Origin of the sequence: Leptolyngbya sp. NIES-2104 (assembly GCF_001485215.1) — a bacterium.
Lineage (GTDB): Bacteria > Cyanobacteriota > Cyanobacteriia > Leptolyngbyales > Leptolyngbyaceae > Leptolyngbya.
Genome location: NZ_BBWW01000001.1, coordinates 3422230 through 3438071, shown reverse-complemented (window position 1 = coordinate 3438071; position 15842 = coordinate 3422230). Strand labels below are relative to the sequence as shown.

Genomic DNA, 15842 nt, shown 5'->3' with positions numbered 1-15842 from the left:
TCTGATCAAAGCGTTCCGTTAAGTCTGACCTGTGAACTGCAATGATGCAACCATTGAAACAACATCAGGGATTGTGGAAAACCGTTTCAACCAAGCTCCGACGCACTGCCAAAATCTGGCTACCTGCAACTGTAGTCGCAGGCTGTGTCGTCGGATTGCGATCGATGGGACTGCTGCAAACGTGGGAACTGAGTACGCTTGATAGCTTTTTCCGGACGCGCCCAACCGAAGCGGTAGACGATCGCATTGTGATTGTAGGTGTTCGAGAAGAAGATTTGCAAAAATACGGATGGCCCTTTCGCGATCGTACTTTGGCGCAGTTGCTCCAGAAGATTCAGACCACACAACCACGGGCGATCGGTTTAGATATCTATCGCGATGTCCCCGTGCTGAATGGACACGATGAACTGGTGCAGGCGTTTAGAACGATGCCGAACCTGATCGGAATTCAGCAAATGCCTGATGATCCAGATTGGCAAGGAGTCGCGCCACCTCCAGAGCTAGATCGCCTGGGACAGGTGGGATTTAACAATGTGGTGTATGACAGCGATCGTAAAATTCGACGAGCGTTGCTGTACTGGTTTGATGAACACAGACAAAAACACCGCAGTTTTTCAATGAAATTAGCGCTGCTGTATCTCAAAGAAAAAGGCATTCAAGAAGAAGGGGCAAAGCACGATCGCAAACAGCTACAACTGGGGAGCGCTGTATTTCAACGATTTCGCGGCAGTGATGGCGTTTATGTGAATGCGGACGCAGGCGGCTATCAGATTTTGTCGAATTTTCGGGGCGGAGCGGGGCATTTCCGCACCGTTTCGATGCAGGATGTAATGAGTGGAAAGGTTTCGACCGCTCAACTGCGCGATCGCATTGTTCTGATCGGTTCACTGGCTCCAAGCTTGAAAGATTATTCTGCGACTCCGTTCACTGGCAGTATTAATCATCCGCCTGAACACGTTGCGGGGGTTGAAATTCAGGCGAATTTTATCAGCGATATTTTGAGTGCTGTACTGGACAATCGGACGCAGCTTAAATCTTGGAATGAGTCGATCGACTGTCTTTGGATTTTGGCATGGGCACTCATTGGAACGGGTGTGAGTTGGCGACTTCGACTGCCTCAACGAAATCTAGTTGCGGTGTTTGCGTTGGGAAGTGGATTGGTTGGAATCTGCTATGGATTATTTTTAGCAGGTTGGATTGTGCCGTTGATTCCAGCGGCAATTGCGCTATTGGCTTCATCGACAGCGGTGATTGCCGCGATCGCGCATTCTGAAGAAGAATTAAAGCGATCGAAAGAATTTCTCTACCGTGTGATTAATTCGATTCCTGATCCGGTGTTCGTCAAAGATTCACAGCATCGCTGGATCGTGCTGAATGAGGCATACTCGAAACTGCTGGGAAAGCCGATCGAGGAGATTATCGAAAAATCGGATCACGAAGTTTTTCCCGAACATGAAGCGGATGTGTTCTGGCAACAGGATGATCTGGTGTTGAGATATGAAAGTGAACGAGAACACGAAGAAGAATTTACGGATACCAATGGCACAACTTATAAGATTGCGACAAAGCGATCGCTGCATAAAGATGCCGCAGGAAATTTATTTTTAGTCGGTGTGATTCGGGATATTACGCAGCGTAAAACGATCGAAGAAAAACTCAGACAAACCGCTGAAGAACTATCCCAATCAAATGCAGAATTACGCTTATCTCAGGATCGTTTGAACTATATTGCGAATCATGATGCTTTGACCGGATTACCTAATCGAATTCTGCTTTACGAGCGGATTAGTGAAGTCTTAATTACGGCAAAAGCAAGCCATCAAATTTTTGCATTGATGTTTCTTGATTTGGATGGATTCAAGCAGATTAACGATACGTTGGGACATGCGATCGGAGATTTACTTTTACAAGCCGTTGCGAAACGCTTGACCGGATGTTTGAGAACTAGCGATATCGTTGCGCGATTGGGCGGCGATGAGTTTGTCGTATTACTGCCCATCATTCCTGATACGAATAATGTGACCCAAGTTGCCCGAAAAATTCTGAGTACGTTGTCTCAAGCGTTTGCCATCTCAGGAGAAACATTATCGGTGACAACAAGTATCGGAATTGCTTTATTTCCAGAACATGGCAATCAATTAGAGTCATTAATGGAACGCGCAGATGAGGCGATGTATCACGCCAAAAAAACCGGAAAAAATCGGTTTGCATTTGCCGATCAAATTCCGGTTGAACATTTGGAAATCCTGCCCGATCGATAAATCGTCGCCCCGATGCAAACCCCCCGTAGAGACGCGAACACCGAAGGTGCAGCGAAGCTCCTAATCGCGTCTCTACACGTCGTCGGGTCAACGCAGGATGGATTGATTGTTCAAAATCACACACCACGATCGCGCTGCATTTCCCCTGGTTGAATCGCGTTCTGCGAATCCCAAATTGCCTGATATCGGCGCAACACCGATTTGCTGTAAGATGCAATACTCGGGTAGCGATGCCCGTTGTAATACTGTGTTGCAGTATTCGTATATTTCTCCGGTTTGCCGCTGTACCACCAGGATGCAACTCGCTGAATCGCGATCGCCACATTGCCATTACTTGCAACGATCGAGCGCTGCCAGTATTGATTCAATTTGAAATCAACGATCGCAATTTGCAAATCTGGACGCGCTAAGAAATCCCGCTTTGAAACCACATAACCCAGCGCTTCTTTCGACCATCTCGGTAAATTTTCCGGCATGATCTGTGCGTAACCTAAAGCGCCAGAGTGGGGATTAATTGCTCTAAAATTTGCGCCGCTTTCCTGACCAATAATTGCCTGCCGAATTAAGATCACCTCAGGTTCAATTTCGTTGAACGGCTGATCAAACGAAATTGGCACCGGATTTGCCGACAGTCTTCCTGGATTCGCCGTTACTGCACAACTAGAGAGTCCAATTGTTAATACGATCGTGCTCGTTATTTCAGGCAAATAAAATCGAGCGAAAGCCCGTTTCGCGTGTAAATTCAAACTCATTCAATTCCGTGTGAGACAAACTTTGAAGAGTGTACCTTCATTCATCACATCATCTTGATGCAATACAAATTTCTGATAGGTTCAGTACAGTGAATTTGATATTTACTAATCTAATTCAGTAGATTTCCAGAAGCGAAATTATAATAATTTATCAATCCAGAACAATGGAATAAATCGCTTCAGCAATTTCGCTTAAAACTGCTCACAAAAAAACTGGGCAGTGATGAAACTACCCAGTTCTAAGATTTAGTATCGAGGCTTACACTGCTGCTGCCGTTTTGTTGGTCACAGCATTCAATTCGCCTTTCTTGTACTTGACCGCGAAGAGTTCCATCGAATCTTGCTTGATCGAGCTTGCTTGTCCGGCTGCACCGAATTGGTTATAGCGATCGGCACACACTTTTTGCATGTACTTGATCGACGGCTTCAGGAAGTGGCGCGGATCGAATTCTTTCGGATTCGCTTGCAGTGCTTCCCGAACCGCTGCGGTGATTGCCAAACGGTTATCAGTGTCGATATTGATCTTACGAACGCCCGATTTGATTCCTTTTTGGATTTCTTCAACCGGAACACCGTAGGTTTCAGGAATCGCACCGCCGTATTGGTTGATGATCGCGATCAAATCTTCAGGCACCGAAGACGATCCGTGCATCACCAAGTGCGTGTTCGGCAGACGACGGTGAATCTCTTCGATGCGGCTGATCGCGAGAATTTCTCCGGTCGGTTTGCGGGTGAACTTGTACGCACCGTGGCTGGTACCGATCGCAACTGCCAGCGCATCGACTTGAGTCCGCTCAACGAAATCAACTGCTTCGTCCGGATCGGTCAACAGCATCGAGTGATCCAATTCACCTTCAAAGCCGTGTCCGTCTTCCGCTTCGCCTTTTCCGGTTTCGAGCGATCCAAGACAGCCCAACTCACCTTCAACTGAAGCCCCGATCGCATGAGCCACTTTCACCACTTCAGCGGTGACAGCGACGTTGTATTCGTAGCTGGCGGGAGTTTTGGCATCCGCTTCGAGTGAACCGTCCATCATGACGCTGGTGAAGCCGTTCTTCAATGCTGTGTAGCAGGTTGCAGGCTCGTTACCGTGGTCTTGGTGCATGGAAATCGGAATATGCGGGTAGGTTTCCGCTGCCGCCAAGATCAAGTGGCGAAGGAAGTTTTCACCCGCGTAGTTGCGAGCGCCACGGGAAGCTTGCAGAATAACTGGGCTGTTGGTTTCATTCGCTGCGAACATGATCGATTGGATCTGTTCCATGTTGTTGACGTTGAATGCAGGGATGCCGTAACCGTTTTCAGCCGCGTGATCCAGCAATAGCCGCATCGGGACAAGCGCCATATCAAGTTCTCCTGGTTATCTCAGCAAGTTCTAGTTTTACAAACTTAATTGTTACGATAATCTTAAGGCAATTTCTGTCTCTCTCATCGTCGAATTTGTAATTTTGTTAGGTAAAAATAGCTATTAGTTATTCTGATTGGAGCTGGGGAAATTCATAAGATAAGAATTTTAAGCTCAGTGTAAAGCTCGATCTCTCCCTGTTTAACGAAGGCGGCTTAGCGCTTCTCTTGTTGGATATCGGTTAATCTCTCGCAAAGTTTGCCGCTCTAATAACCGCTCAGTATCATTAAATTTAAGAATTCTTGCTGTAACTTCACCAATACTGCTCAAAGCGACAATACGAATTCCGTCGGCATCGTCTAACCTAAAATGCTCTCGCCATAAATCGATTCGAGGGTTGAAAAAGCGGCTGAAAACTCCACTGTTTAGCGGCAGTACGATCGAGCCTACATCGCTTCCCTTATTACGGTTACAAGTCGTACAAGCTAAAGCCAAGTTATCTGCATCTGTTAAACCGCCATGCTTTTCGCTGATAACGTGATAGACTTGGCAGCCGAAATACACATCGTCCTCGTGGAGCAGACAGTATTCACATAGTCTCTCTGCTCTTGTAATCACCAATCGACGAAGTTCTGCACTGATGTAAGTATTACTCAAAGGACTGTGCAGAAAGATGCTTCCGGGCGCGAGCTTTTGCTAAACGCATCAAATGTTCTAGCTGCATGTAGTGGTCTAACTCGGATGTTTCGTCTTGCGTTAATCCGATCGTCTTCTCACGCTGAATCAACTCTGCAACGCGCTGCTTTGTCTCTTTGGAAGGCTGGAAGTTCACAATATTGCTCGGAGTTGTCCCAGCAGCAATAAAGTCAATCACTTCTTCATAGGCTCGTGATGTCGTCATAATTTATAATTTGACGCTACTGTTTGATATCTATATCGTAACGGTGAACTCTACAGATTGAAGGAATAATGCAATCGCGTTTCTAGACTCTGATGCTGAATGTTAAACTTACGTTTAGAACTCTTGTACTCAGTCTTTTCTTGCTTTCGACTTGTGCAACGATTGTCCAAGCGTCTACGCCTCCGCAATCCAATTCTATGAAGAGCCATCAGAGAACAGAGCTAATCGAAATTGCGAAAAAGCTTCTGGTCTACAAAATTCTGACAGAGCAGGATTATCAAATTTTGATGGATCAAATCAATCAAGGCAACGTATCGGATCGTGCGAGTCTATTAGATGTTATGAGTCGGCAGGCTGAACGTCGATTGAATCCTGATTTACCTCAACAAGCTTTTACTGAGTATGTCTTTGTTGGTGAACTGGGTGAAGCAGAAGTTAATCGATTAAAGTCGATCGCGAAACAGTTGAAAGAAGCGGGTGCAATTAGCGATCGTATTCAAGCGATTCTTGAGCGATTTGAAGCAATCAGTCTGCTCCCTCATCTCACACCACAGCAAAAAGCAAAAGGAAAGCAGAAAATTGCACGACAGTACATCAATTCATCTTACGAATTGCTCGCCGCTTTCGATGATCTTATGATTTCTTTCGATTGGGAAACCGGAAATCTTGAGAACCCTTATCAAGCTCTTACAGAACGATTTGCTAGTGCTTCCCGTGGTGCATTTAACCCAACTCAAATTTCTGATGGATTCGATCTAGATAAAGGAGTTGCAGGACTATCTTTCTTCGTGAACGGAGTTCGGTACAGTACCAAATTGAAATTTGATGGCGATTGGCTAGACCCAGAGTTCATGACACTGATTGATCGTGCGGTTGCTGAAACTGTTTCAGATGGAAAATTCTACGAGCTTTACGACGGCTCAAGCGTTGAAGGCTATCTATTTCTGACAAGTCAACAACGGCAAGCTTTAGAGGCTGAGAACTTAGTTAAACTCGCACCAGAAAAATAGGTTTTTTGCGGTCGCACCATCTGCAAACCCGGAAAAATCATTTATAGTATTGTTTGAACTCAAATAATCGATGTAGTGACATTATGACAAAAGTATCGATCGTCTATTTTTCCGGGCAAGGTCACACTCACTTGATGGCAGAGGCAGTTGCCGCAGGAACTAACCGAGTCGAAGGAGCTACCGCAGAACTGATCCGAATTACCGGAGATCAAATCGTAGAAGGGCGGTATCAGAATCAAGAGGTGTTAGACAAACTCAGTGGGTCAGATGCGATCGTCTTTGGTTCTCCGACTTATATGGGGGGTGTCGCGGCTCAGTTCAAAGCATTTATCGATGCGGCAAGCTCGGTCTGGTTCGTTCAAGGCTGGAAAGATAAGGTCGCTGGCGGATTCACGCACTCTGGAAGTTACAGCGGTGATAAGCAAGGGACATTACTGTATTTGGCAATCAATGCCGCTCAGCACAGTATGGTCTGGATTGGAAACGCAGAACCGAATAATGGATCAGTGAATCGGTTGGGATCATATTTAGGCGTGATGGGGCAGACGACTCCTGATATGAGTGGCGCACCTGCAACGCTTGATCCAGGCGATCAGAAAACTGCGGAACTGTATGGAGAAAGAATTGCGATCGCGGCTCAACGTTGGAAAAAGGCTTAACTTTAAGTTTTGTTAAGTGTAAGCTAGATCAAAGCAGAAATCCCCCGACCAAAGCCGAGGGATCTCTTTCAATCAAGGGTTATGGTGTGGGGCGTTGCTTCAGGAGTAACCCCCGCACTTTTTTAATTAGCCGTTGATGGCAGGTGCTTGAACTGCAACAGGTGTTTGATCACCCACAGCCAAGTCAAGCGGGAAGTTGTGAGCGTTGCGCTCGTGCATCACTTCCATACCCAGGTTCGCACGGTTGATCATGTCTGACCAAGTATTCACCACGCGACCTTGAGAATCCAAGATCGACTGGTTGAAGTTGAATCCGTTCAGGTTGAATGCCATCGTGCTCACACCCAATGCGGTGAACCAGATGCAAACAACGGGCCATGCACCCAAGAAGAAGTGCAATGCGCGAGAGTTGTTGAACGATGCGTATTGGAAGATCAACCGACCGAAGTAGCCGTGTGCCGCAACGATGTTGTAGGTTTCTTCTTCTTGTCCGAACTTGTAGCCGTAGTTTTGCGACTCAGATTCGGTGGTTTCACGCACCAAGGAAGAAGTCACCAACGAACCGTGCATTGCCGAGAAGAGCGATCCACCGAACACGCCAGCTACGCCGAGCATGTGGAACGGGTGCATCAAGATGTTGTGCTCTGCTTGGAACACGATCATGAAGTTGAAGGTTCCAGAGATGCCGAGGGGCATACCGTCGGAGAACGATCCTTGTCCGATCGGGTAGATCAAGAACACTGCGGTTGCAGCAGACACCGGAGCGCTGTAAGCAACACAGATCCAAGGACGCATTCCCAAGCGGTAGGAGAGTTCCCACTGACGACCGAGGTAAGCAAATACGCCGATCAAGAAGTGGAATACCACGAGTTGGTAAGGTCCACCGTTGTACAGCCACTCGTCGAGTGATGCTGCTTCCCAGATCGGGTAGAAGTGCAGACCGATCGCATTAGAAGAAGGAACAACCGCACCAGAGATGATGTTGTTACCGAACATCAAGGAACCTGCAACGGGTTCACGGATGCCGTCGATGTCCACAGGAGGAGCAGCGATGAAGGCGATGATGTAGCAGATGGTCGCGGAGAGCAAGGTGGGAATCATCAACACGCCGAACCAGCCTACATAGACCCGGTTGTCGGTTGAAGTGACCCAGTTGCAGAAACGCTCCCACACATTGCCGCTTTCGCGACGTTGTAAGGTTGTGGTCATGGTTTTGATGATTACTGGAATGTACAGAAATAAAATTCGGTAGACTTCGGAATTCGTTATCTACCTGCGCTCATTTTATGGACATCTATCTTTATTTTTCTAGTATCTGCTTATGAAATTTTGTGTCTGCACATGTCAAAAATTAGCAATATTTCTTCGCAGAATTTTGTAGTTAAGAAGCGATCGCATTTACCAAAACTTAAGAAGTATTAAGATAAAGATTCAATCAACGAAGAATTAGGAATTTCAGCGATTAACTACCTGTTTTGATAAACTTCTTAATCATTTGGACTTACACTACTTCATGAAATAGTAGTTACAGAAAGTTGAACGAATTATTAATTTTATTCAGATAGATTTCCTAAGGGAGATAAACGGTTAGAAAAGTTCGTAGGAATAATTAATTCACAAAAAAGGTCAGGCAATTTGCCTGACCCACAAAGATGAGTACCTGCACCTGACTAAGCAGGAACGGCATTTAATTGTTGCAGCAGATCCAGCCAGTTCACGGCATTTCGAGTTTCTAACACCTTGCCATCCGCGACTCGGTACATACTAATCCCCGTGAGCGTGACAGTTTTGCCTGTGGCAGGAACGCCCATGAATTCGCCGATGTGTTTTAGAGTTCCAGTCCAGCGAACGACGACCTGATCATTCATCGCCAGCATATCGTCGATCGTAAAATGGGCATCACTGAAAAAAGCTGCTCCACTATGGAAATCTTGTTTTGCGCCTTCAATGCCGCGTCCTGGTGGGTTATGACCATAATCCAAGTAGTCCGGTGAAATGATTTCATCCAAGACGGATTCCTGCCCTTGGTTAAACACCTCTTCGTAGTAGCGCCGGACAACCGCTTTATTTTGTTCTTCAACAGCCATTTTGCGTCCCCAAATCATCAATTGATCAATGATCGAAATTCGATCGCAGAAATTCATCTATCAATTGATGGGGTTGAAGTTCCCATAATGGATCGAGGTCGGTCGATGCTTACATCTCCTGCATTAATCGAAGGTAGTTTTGTTGAAGTTGGACATGATTTTGGGCGAGACGTTCTGAAACATCTTTTTCGACATCACTCATTTGCTGCCAGAATGCAGACGATCGACGAGCCGCTAACACTTCTGCCCAAATGCCGTCAATCAATGCTTTCGCGGCTTCATCGGCAACGATCGAATCTCTTAACTGTGTGAATTGCGCGATCGCTGCTTGATGCTGATGAATGTCGCGTGCGAGTTCTAAACATTGTTGAAGCTGCGAGGATTGAGCCGACGTGAGCATAGTTAAGACCTTGAATAATGTCGGCCAAGTATAGAACGGTGCGATCGCATAAAAATAGAGCCTCAATGTAGATGATCGTTCGGCTGGCTGAGAATTCGCGTGTATAGTGATTAGAAGCTTGTTGTTCGGTGAGTATCTATGCGCTTGAAATTGTCTACCCCGCTGCAAATTCTGTTTCTGCTTGGATTGAGTTTGGCGATCGCATCCGGTTCGATTCAGAGCGATCGAGCGACGGCTGCCACTCCAGAAACCGCTCCGGCAGAATTGAAAAGCGCAATCACCCAAATTGATGCCGCTGCCAATCGCAGAAATATTCAAGACGTTCTCAAATTCTACAGTCCCAATTTCACTCATTCTGATGGGCTGAATCGCCAGAGTTTAGAACAATCGTTAACGCAACTTTGGAAACAATATCCGACGCTGACTTATAAGACAGAATTGCAATCCTGGGAGCCGAGTCAGAATGGATTTCAGGCGGTGACCGTGACGCGGATTACGGGAACTCAGACGCGAGATGGACAGCAGGTGAAACTAGATGCTACTCTGCGATCGCGCCAACAGTTCCAAAATCAAGCGATCGTGCGGCAAGACATTCTCTCTGAGAGAAATCAGGTTACAACCGGAGAGAAACCGCCTTCGGTGAAAGTGAATTTGCCCGAACAAGTGAGAACCGGACAGGAATTTAGTTTTGATGCGATCGTTCAAGAACCGCTAGAAAGCGATTTGTTACTGGGTGCGGTCGTTCAAGAGTCTGTGAATTCTAATGGATATCTCAAGCCTGCGACCGCTGATTTAGATGTGTTGAACTCTGGTGGATTGTTTAAGGTTGGAAAAGCACCGAGTACGGCTGGATCGCAATGGGTGTCTGCGGTGCTGGTTCGGCATGGTGGTATGACGATGGTGACGCAGCGATTGAATGTCGTTGCGGGGGGTTCAACTCGTCCCGCTGCACGTTAAAGAAACGTCAGTTTTACGAGTCTTTTCGCTTCGATTCAGTCTCGCCCCGGAATAGAATTCGGGGCTAATCGAACGAAGTCCACTGAAGGGGACTGAAGAGAAGGCGCGATATGGTTTTGAGTCCTGAAGGGACTTCGCACCGTTAGCCCCGAATTCCATTCCGGGGCGGGTCATGCGGAAAGCGACGAATCTTCAAATACCTTCCAAGGTATCGCCAACTTTGAGAACCTTTCCAGATTCAGAAGGAGCGATTCGAGTATTGACTGCCATGCGGTAGTAATGATCGAATCGCTCTTTTGCTGCCCAATCGGGTAATTCTTTTTTGCGTTGAGCAAGGAATACTTTCTGAAACTGTGGATAGCGATCGCCCGAAATTGCATCACGAGTCGGAACGACACATCTTGCACAAGGATTGATTCCTTGAATCTGAACTTCCCCGATTTGAAACGCGATCGGGCTTCCATCGGCTGAATAAAGTTGCTCTTCCCAAAATGCGGGAACTTCGGAAAGTTCTAAATTCGAGCGGAGACGCGATCGCAAACTCTCAACTGTGACTCCCTCAAACCAAGAAGCCGCTTTCTCTAACGTTGCCACACTCACTAATGTTGGTCCTGGAGAAACCGGATCATCTGGAAATCCTGTGTTCAGATCTTGTTTGAGAAAGACTCGAAACCCAAAATAATTACTCAGCCAGCCTTCAATCCCGCTCCGACCGTGATCAAGATGGAAACTGACGGGTTGATCATTCTGAACCGACAGCGTGACGATTCGCGTTTTTAGATCGAACTGCGATCGAATCTGATGAATTCTTGCCGTTCGTTTGCCGTTTACCCAAGTCCCGTTTTCATCGACAATGCAGAATTCTCGATCGTGCTCTAGAGATCCACCCGGAAGAATCTTCGCTTGATTGACCGAGACAGCATCGAGAGACTTGATTGGATAAATCAGAATGCGATCGAGCTTTGTCATTAGACTGCATAACCCAACTCATTGTGGGCGATTGCCTGATCCAGGAAATTCACCAACCATTCTTTCACTTGATAGGTTGCCCGACAATCATCCTCGTTGTAGATCACGATCGAGTCTAAGTAACTGCGATCGCCTGTTGCTAACCACTGAGCGTACCAGTAAATCGATTGCGCTCCATTCGCACTCGAATCGCGCCAATCAAAACCGACCCAGCGAGCGATATGTTTCAGAGCATAACTTTCGACAGGCAAAGTAACTGTTTGAGTCACACAATCATGCAAATCAACAAATCGCGACAGCAAAGGTTTTACTAATTCATCGGGAGTCTCAAATAATTTTCCAAGGCGTTCTACAGTTTGCAGTTCATAGGGGCAAAAATGAAAAATGGGCGCAGTCGGATACGCCCACAGTAAGTCAATCAATTTTTGCCACACTATCGCTTCTTCTTCGGGGGTTTCTGCCAGCAAGGGGTGGAAGGTTTCGGTTTGATTTATTCGATCGACAACCAATATTCCATGTAAATAAACCAGGTTCAAACTCGGTTCTGCTTCGATATCGAAATAGATCTCGATCGCTGCTGTGGGAATCTCAGGCATTCGGAAGGGTCGTTTTCCCATCGTATGCGCTGCTAAACTTTCACCCAGAAGAGCGGCATTCTGCAACGTCGATCGAGCTTGTCTTACAATTTTATGTGCCGTTTCGCTGCCAAATCCGGGAATCGGTTCGAGTCGAGCAGGAGGCGTTTCGGCGAGAGCTTCTAGAGTCGTTAAATTCAGGGCTTGCAGTTGAACATATCGGGATTGAGTCACACCGGGAAGTAGAGAAAGGTGATTTTCGGATTTCGCGATCGCATAACAGTGACTAAACCAGTGACACAAACTACACCGACTGCGAGAGATAAACACTTCCGGTTCCTGTCGGTGTTTCAAACTATCAATACAACTTGAAAGAATCGCTTCCATGCGTGGGACTGTTTCCCACAAATCCACCTCAAACTCACCGCGCTCTTTCAAAACTAACCAGGCTTCTTCGACCCAAGCTCCCTGTACCGCCGCTAACACCTTGGCAAAGTAAGCTACGACAATCTGATATTCCTGCTTTGGACGCTTACTCAATTTGATGTCATAAGGAATATAAATCCAATCGCCAAAAATCGATTGACCAGGCTGTCTAATCAGTAAGTCAGGATTGGCGATGAGAGTAACGCTCTCTTCCTCGGTGATTAAAACAGGCTGATAAATTCGATCGACTCCCGCCTGCATGAGTCTTAACGTTTCTTCTGCGCCTCGCTGCCAATCGCCTGACTTATACGAAGGGGCGCGATGGTCTTGGTCTGCTAACACTTGCCGCCGATTTTCTGCACTATCTTGTATCAGCTTTAACAGGTAATCGTTTGGGGGATCTTTTTGTTCCGCATCCCCGTATCGATCGAGAAAAGCCCGACGACTACAGCGTTGATAGTTCAGCAGCAGATCAGCAGTAAGTATCATGCCTTCAACTTAACAAAAATTAGGCGGACTGCGGCATCAATCAGACGTATCGAATCTGTCTCATTCTAAATCGAAAATTACGATCGATTAACAATGTTGAATTCGATCCTACTCATCGTAGCAATCCGAAATAAATAGAAGCTTAAGTGTAAATTAAGTCACAGTTTTAAGATCTGCCGAACCACTACTGTATACAGAATACTTTCACTTTCTTCGATTTTGCGGATTTGAGTAATATTGCGTCTGAACTCACAGCGTCGCTCAAATCAGACGATGAGCCGCTCCCTGTTTTACCTGGTGGAACGAATTGTAAAGATACAAGGTTGTAACGAAGATGGTTCAGCAGAAACAAGCGTCCGATTTGGCGGAGTTAGAAGCCGCCGAGCAAGTCCAACGACCTTCAGAACTGATTTATGGATTGTACGATCGTCCTCCTGTAATGGAATCGATCTTTGTGGCGATTCAGCACGTTTTGGCTTCGTTTGTGGGGATCGTGACACCGCCCTTGATTATTTGTACAAACTTGGGACTACCACCTGCGGATACAAGCTACCTGATTAGTATGTCGCTGTTTGCATCGGGAGTTTGTACTTTTATTCAATGTAAAACGTTTGGTCCGGTCGGGTCTGGATTGTTGAGTTTACAAGGAACAAGCTTTGCGTTTTTAGGCTCGATTCTAGGCGTTGGACTAACGGCGATTCAGGGCGGTCGAACTCCTCAGCAAGCACTAGCACTCATTTTTGGGGTGTGCTTTTTCGGGGCGTTTATGAACGTGATTCTGAGTCGTTTTCTGCACTTGCTCAGTAAGATTGTGACTCCGATCGTATCTGGAACGCTGGTGATGCTAATCGGGTTGAGCTTGATTCAGACCGGAATTATTAGTATGGCGGGGGGACGAGCGGCGATCGCAAATAAAACGTTCGCTAATCCGCAAAACTTGGCGCTTGGTTTTGGTGTGTTCTTGATTGTGATTTTGCTGACACTATCGAAGAATCAAATGATTCGGATGAGCGCGATCGCGGTGGGTCTTGCTGTGGGATACATTGCAGGCGCGTTTATGGGCATGGTGAACTTCAGCACCCTGAGCCAGTTACCGCTCGTGACCTTGCCGCAACCCTTCAAGTATGGAATGAGCTTCGATTTTACGGCGTTGATTCCGTTCTTGATTCTGTTTCCGTTAACTGCGATCGAATCGGTGGGAGATTTAACGGCGACTTCGATGGTGTCTGGAGAGCCGATTCGAGGCGGCACTTACTTCCGTCGAATTAAAGCGGGTGTGTTAGCGGATGGTTTAAATTCGTCTTTGGCAGCAATGCTAAATACATTCCCGATTACCACTTTTAGTCAAAACACAGGTGTGATTCAGATGACGGGGGTGGGAAGTCGCTATGTCGGATTTTATATCTCAGGCATTCTCGCGCTGTTGGGACTTTTGCCGCTGATTGGGGGAATTTTTCAGGCAATTCCTCAGCCTGTTTTGGGTGGCGCGACGACGGTGATGTTTGGCTCGATCGCCGTTGCTGGAATTAAAATTGTTTCAGAAGAACCGCTCGATCGACGGGCAACGATCATTATCGCCGTCTCGCTGGCAATGGGTTTAGGAGCGGCGTTTGTGCCTGAACTATTTGTGGGTAAGCCAGATGTGATCAAAAATGTTTTTGCCTCTGCAACTTCAACCGGTGGATTGACTGCGATTTTATTGAGTTGGTTGCTGCCTCAATCACCGCCTACTTCTCCGAAAGAATTGCCTGTGGAAGAGGAAATTGTAGATCCCGCATAGAGTGTGAACAAAACCGAATCGGCAGGGGGCGCGAATCGTTGCCCCCTTTTGTTATTTTGAGGAGGCACTCGATCGCGTTTCTTTATGCTCGAACAGCACCGCAATGAATTTCCATTTCTGAAAGGTAAGACTTATTTTAACTATGGCGGACAGGGACCGATGCCGCGATCGGCGATCGCTGCTTTACATGAGGCGCACGATCGCTTTCAGGAACTTGGACCCTTTTCGAGTGCGGCAAATGCTTGGATTGTCGAAGAAGGGAATCTAACGCGAAGTGCGATCGCGAAAGAACTAAGAACTACTTCAGATACAATCACGCTCACCGAAGATGTCTCGGTCGGATGTAATATCGCGCTCTGGGGAATTGATTGGAAAGATGGTGATCACATTTTGATCAGCGATTGTGAACATCAAGGAATTGTGGCGGCAGTTCGAGAACTTCGGCGCCGATTTGATTTAGAAGTTTCGATTTGTCCGTTATTGGACACTTTGAATTCGGGTGATCCGATCGCGATCGTCGAACAGTCTCTCAAACCAAATACTCGTTTATTTGTAGTAAGTCACATTCTTTGGAATACGGGACAAGTGTTACCGCTCAGGGAAATGGTTGAGGTTTGCCATGCTCGATCGGTGCAAGTTCTTGTGGATGCGGCTCAATCGATCGGAGTGTTACCGCTAAATTTGACAGAATTGGAAGCTGATTTCTATGCGTTTACAGGTCATAAATGGTGGTGCGGTGCTGCGGGTGTGGGCGGGCTGTATGTTCGTCCTGAAGCGCGAGAAAGTCTAAATCCAACGTTCATCGGTTGGCGCAGTGTGATTACAGATGCAACTGGAAACCCTGAGCGCTTTCAGTCGGATGGTCGCCGCTATGAGATTGCGACTTCTGCGATTCCGCTGTATTCGGCTTTGAGAAGCGCGATCGCATTTCACGCACCCGATCCTGAGAAACGGTATCGAATGATTTGCGATCGGAGTGCTTATTTGTGGGAGCGATTGACTCAATTGTCGAATTTGAAATGCTTAAAGCGATCGGCTCCAGAAGCAGGATTAGTTGCGTTTCAGTTAGAGAATGGGAAACACGTTCCGTTGGTGCAATCTTTGGAAGAACAAAGTATCTTTTTGCGAGTGATTCTGAATCCGAATTGTGTTCGGGCTTGTGTGCATTACTTTACGACGGAGGATGAGATTGATTTGTTGGTGAATGCGATCGAGAAATTTAACAGATAAGCTG

Annotated in this window: 15 protein-coding genes; 6 read left to right on the top strand and 9 right to left on the bottom strand. The window is 46.7% G+C overall.

The window, feature by feature from the left end:
* The first annotated feature begins 41 nt into the window (after nucleotides 1–41).
* Entirely contained in the window at nucleotides 42–2261 is a 2220-nt protein-coding gene (locus NIES2104_RS16225; RefSeq protein ID WP_058999336.1) for a CHASE2 domain-containing protein, read from the top strand.
* Between the two features lie 116 nt (nucleotides 2262–2377).
* On the opposite strand, the gene NIES2104_RS16220 is transcribed toward NIES2104_RS16225, so the two are convergent.
* The 4 genes from NIES2104_RS16220 to NIES2104_RS16205 all read right to left on the bottom strand — a co-directional run bounded on the left by NIES2104_RS16220 (nucleotide 2378) and on the right by NIES2104_RS16205 (nucleotide 5256).
* Nucleotides 2378–3013, bottom strand: a complete 636-nt coding sequence (locus NIES2104_RS16220) for a lytic transglycosylase domain-containing protein (protein ID WP_058999335.1) — start codon at nucleotides 3011–3013, stop codon at nucleotides 2378–2380.
* A 259-nt stretch (nucleotides 3014–3272) separates the two neighbouring features.
* Nucleotides 3273–4355: a class II fructose-bisphosphate aldolase gene (gene fba, locus NIES2104_RS16215; RefSeq protein WP_058999334.1), complete on the bottom strand. Its 1083-nt coding sequence runs from the start codon at nucleotides 4353–4355 to the stop codon at nucleotides 3273–3275.
* A gap of 201 nt (nucleotides 4356–4556) precedes the next feature.
* Nucleotides 4557–5012, bottom strand: a complete 456-nt coding sequence (locus NIES2104_RS16210) for an HNH endonuclease (protein WP_058999333.1) — start codon at nucleotides 5010–5012, stop codon at nucleotides 4557–4559.
* Nucleotides 5005–5256 (bottom strand): hypothetical protein, encoded by a 252-nt coding sequence (locus NIES2104_RS16205; protein WP_058999332.1) that lies wholly within the window; start codon nucleotides 5254–5256, stop codon nucleotides 5005–5007. Before NIES2104_RS16205 ends, NIES2104_RS16210 begins: the two co-directional genes overlap by 8 nt.
* 197 nt (nucleotides 5257–5453) lie before the next feature.
* Between NIES2104_RS16205 and NIES2104_RS16200 the strand changes: the two genes are divergently transcribed.
* Nucleotides 5454–6266 (top strand): hypothetical protein, encoded by an 813-nt coding sequence (locus tag NIES2104_RS16200; RefSeq protein ID WP_058999331.1) that lies wholly within the window; start codon nucleotides 5454–5456, stop codon nucleotides 6264–6266.
* Between the two features lie 83 nt (nucleotides 6267–6349).
* Nucleotides 6350–6925: a flavodoxin family protein gene (locus NIES2104_RS16195; protein ID WP_058999330.1), complete on the top strand. Its 576-nt coding sequence runs from the start codon at nucleotides 6350–6352 to the stop codon at nucleotides 6923–6925.
* Between the two features lie 126 nt (nucleotides 6926–7051).
* Here the strand turns inward: NIES2104_RS16195 and psbA are convergent, their stop codons facing one another.
* The 3 genes from psbA to NIES2104_RS16180 all read right to left on the bottom strand — a co-directional run bounded on the left by psbA (nucleotide 7052) and on the right by NIES2104_RS16180 (nucleotide 9412).
* Nucleotides 7052–8134: a photosystem II q(b) protein gene (psbA, locus tag NIES2104_RS16190; RefSeq protein WP_058999329.1), complete on the bottom strand. Its 1083-nt coding sequence runs from the start codon at nucleotides 8132–8134 to the stop codon at nucleotides 7052–7054.
* Between the two features lie 461 nt (nucleotides 8135–8595).
* A complete protein-coding gene (locus NIES2104_RS16185; protein ID WP_059001806.1) occupies nucleotides 8596–9012 on the bottom strand; it encodes an ester cyclase in 417 nt (138 codons plus the stop codon).
* A gap of 109 nt (nucleotides 9013–9121) precedes the next feature.
* Nucleotides 9122–9412 carry a hypothetical protein gene (locus tag NIES2104_RS16180; RefSeq protein ID WP_058999328.1) on the bottom strand — a complete coding sequence of 97 codons (291 nt, stop codon included), beginning with the start codon at nucleotides 9410–9412 and terminating at the stop codon, nucleotides 9122–9124.
* 138 nt (nucleotides 9413–9550) lie between these two features.
* On the opposite strand from NIES2104_RS16180, the gene NIES2104_RS16175 reads away from it, so the two are divergent.
* Nucleotides 9551–10369: a nuclear transport factor 2 family protein gene (locus NIES2104_RS16175; RefSeq protein WP_058999327.1), complete on the top strand. Its 819-nt coding sequence runs from the start codon at nucleotides 9551–9553 to the stop codon at nucleotides 10367–10369.
* A 192-nt stretch (nucleotides 10370–10561) separates the two neighbouring features.
* Here NIES2104_RS16175 and NIES2104_RS16170 read toward each other — a convergent pair whose 3' ends face one another.
* Both NIES2104_RS16170 and NIES2104_RS16165 read right to left on the bottom strand, forming a co-directional pair.
* Nucleotides 10562–11338 carry an MOSC domain-containing protein gene (locus NIES2104_RS16170; protein WP_058999326.1) on the bottom strand — a complete coding sequence of 259 codons (777 nt, stop codon included), beginning with the start codon at nucleotides 11336–11338 and terminating at the stop codon, nucleotides 10562–10564.
* A complete protein-coding gene (locus tag NIES2104_RS16165; protein WP_058999325.1) occupies nucleotides 11338–12828 on the bottom strand; it encodes a TM0106 family RecB-like putative nuclease in 1491 nt (496 codons plus the stop codon). Before NIES2104_RS16165 ends, NIES2104_RS16170 begins: the two co-directional genes overlap by 1 nt.
* Before the next feature lie 334 nt (nucleotides 12829–13162).
* Between NIES2104_RS16165 and NIES2104_RS16160 the strand changes: the two genes are divergently transcribed.
* Together NIES2104_RS16160 and NIES2104_RS16155 are read left to right on the top strand one after the other, a co-directional pair.
* A complete protein-coding gene (locus NIES2104_RS16160; RefSeq protein WP_058999324.1) occupies nucleotides 13163–14608 on the top strand; it encodes a uracil-xanthine permease family protein in 1446 nt (481 codons plus the stop codon).
* Between the two features lie 84 nt (nucleotides 14609–14692).
* Nucleotides 14693–15838 carry an aminotransferase class V-fold PLP-dependent enzyme gene (locus NIES2104_RS16155; RefSeq protein WP_058999323.1) on the top strand — a complete coding sequence of 382 codons (1146 nt, stop codon included), beginning with the start codon at nucleotides 14693–14695 and terminating at the stop codon, nucleotides 15836–15838.
* The last annotated feature ends 4 nt before the right edge of the window (nucleotides 15839–15842 follow it).

Bases quoted from the DNA above. Each gene is read 5' to 3' on its own strand.
- NIES2104_RS16225 (WP_058999336.1), top strand. From the start codon at position 42: ATGATGCAACCATTGAAACAACATCAGGGATTGTGGAAAACCGTTTCA.
- NIES2104_RS16220 (WP_058999335.1), bottom strand. From the start codon at position 3,013: ATGAGTTTGAATTTACACGCGAAACGGGCTTTCGCTCGATTTTATTTG.
- fba (WP_058999334.1), bottom strand. From the start codon at position 4,355: ATGGCGCTTGTCCCGATGCGGCTATTGCTGGATCACGCGGCTGAAAAC.
- NIES2104_RS16205 (WP_058999332.1), bottom strand. From the start codon at position 5,256: ATGACGACATCACGAGCCTATGAAGAAGTGATTGACTTTATTGCTGCT.
- NIES2104_RS16200 (WP_058999331.1), top strand. From the start codon at position 5,454: ATGAAGAGCCATCAGAGAACAGAGCTAATCGAAATTGCGAAAAAGCTT.
- NIES2104_RS16195 (WP_058999330.1), top strand. From the start codon at position 6,350: ATGACAAAAGTATCGATCGTCTATTTTTCCGGGCAAGGTCACACTCAC.
- psbA (WP_058999329.1), bottom strand. From the start codon at position 8,134: ATGACCACAACCTTACAACGTCGCGAAAGCGGCAATGTGTGGGAGCGT.
- NIES2104_RS16185 (WP_059001806.1), bottom strand. From the start codon at position 9,012: ATGGCTGTTGAAGAACAAAATAAAGCGGTTGTCCGGCGCTACTACGAA.
- NIES2104_RS16180 (WP_058999328.1), bottom strand. From the start codon at position 9,412: ATGCTCACGTCGGCTCAATCCTCGCAGCTTCAACAATGTTTAGAACTC.
- NIES2104_RS16175 (WP_058999327.1), top strand. From the start codon at position 9,551: ATGCGCTTGAAATTGTCTACCCCGCTGCAAATTCTGTTTCTGCTTGGA.
- NIES2104_RS16170 (WP_058999326.1), bottom strand. From the start codon at position 11,338: ATGACAAAGCTCGATCGCATTCTGATTTATCCAATCAAGTCTCTCGAT.
- NIES2104_RS16165 (WP_058999325.1), bottom strand. From the start codon at position 12,828: ATGATACTTACTGCTGATCTGCTGCTGAACTATCAACGCTGTAGTCGT.
- NIES2104_RS16160 (WP_058999324.1), top strand. From the start codon at position 13,163: ATGGTTCAGCAGAAACAAGCGTCCGATTTGGCGGAGTTAGAAGCCGCC.
- NIES2104_RS16155 (WP_058999323.1), top strand. From the start codon at position 14,693: ATGCTCGAACAGCACCGCAATGAATTTCCATTTCTGAAAGGTAAGACT.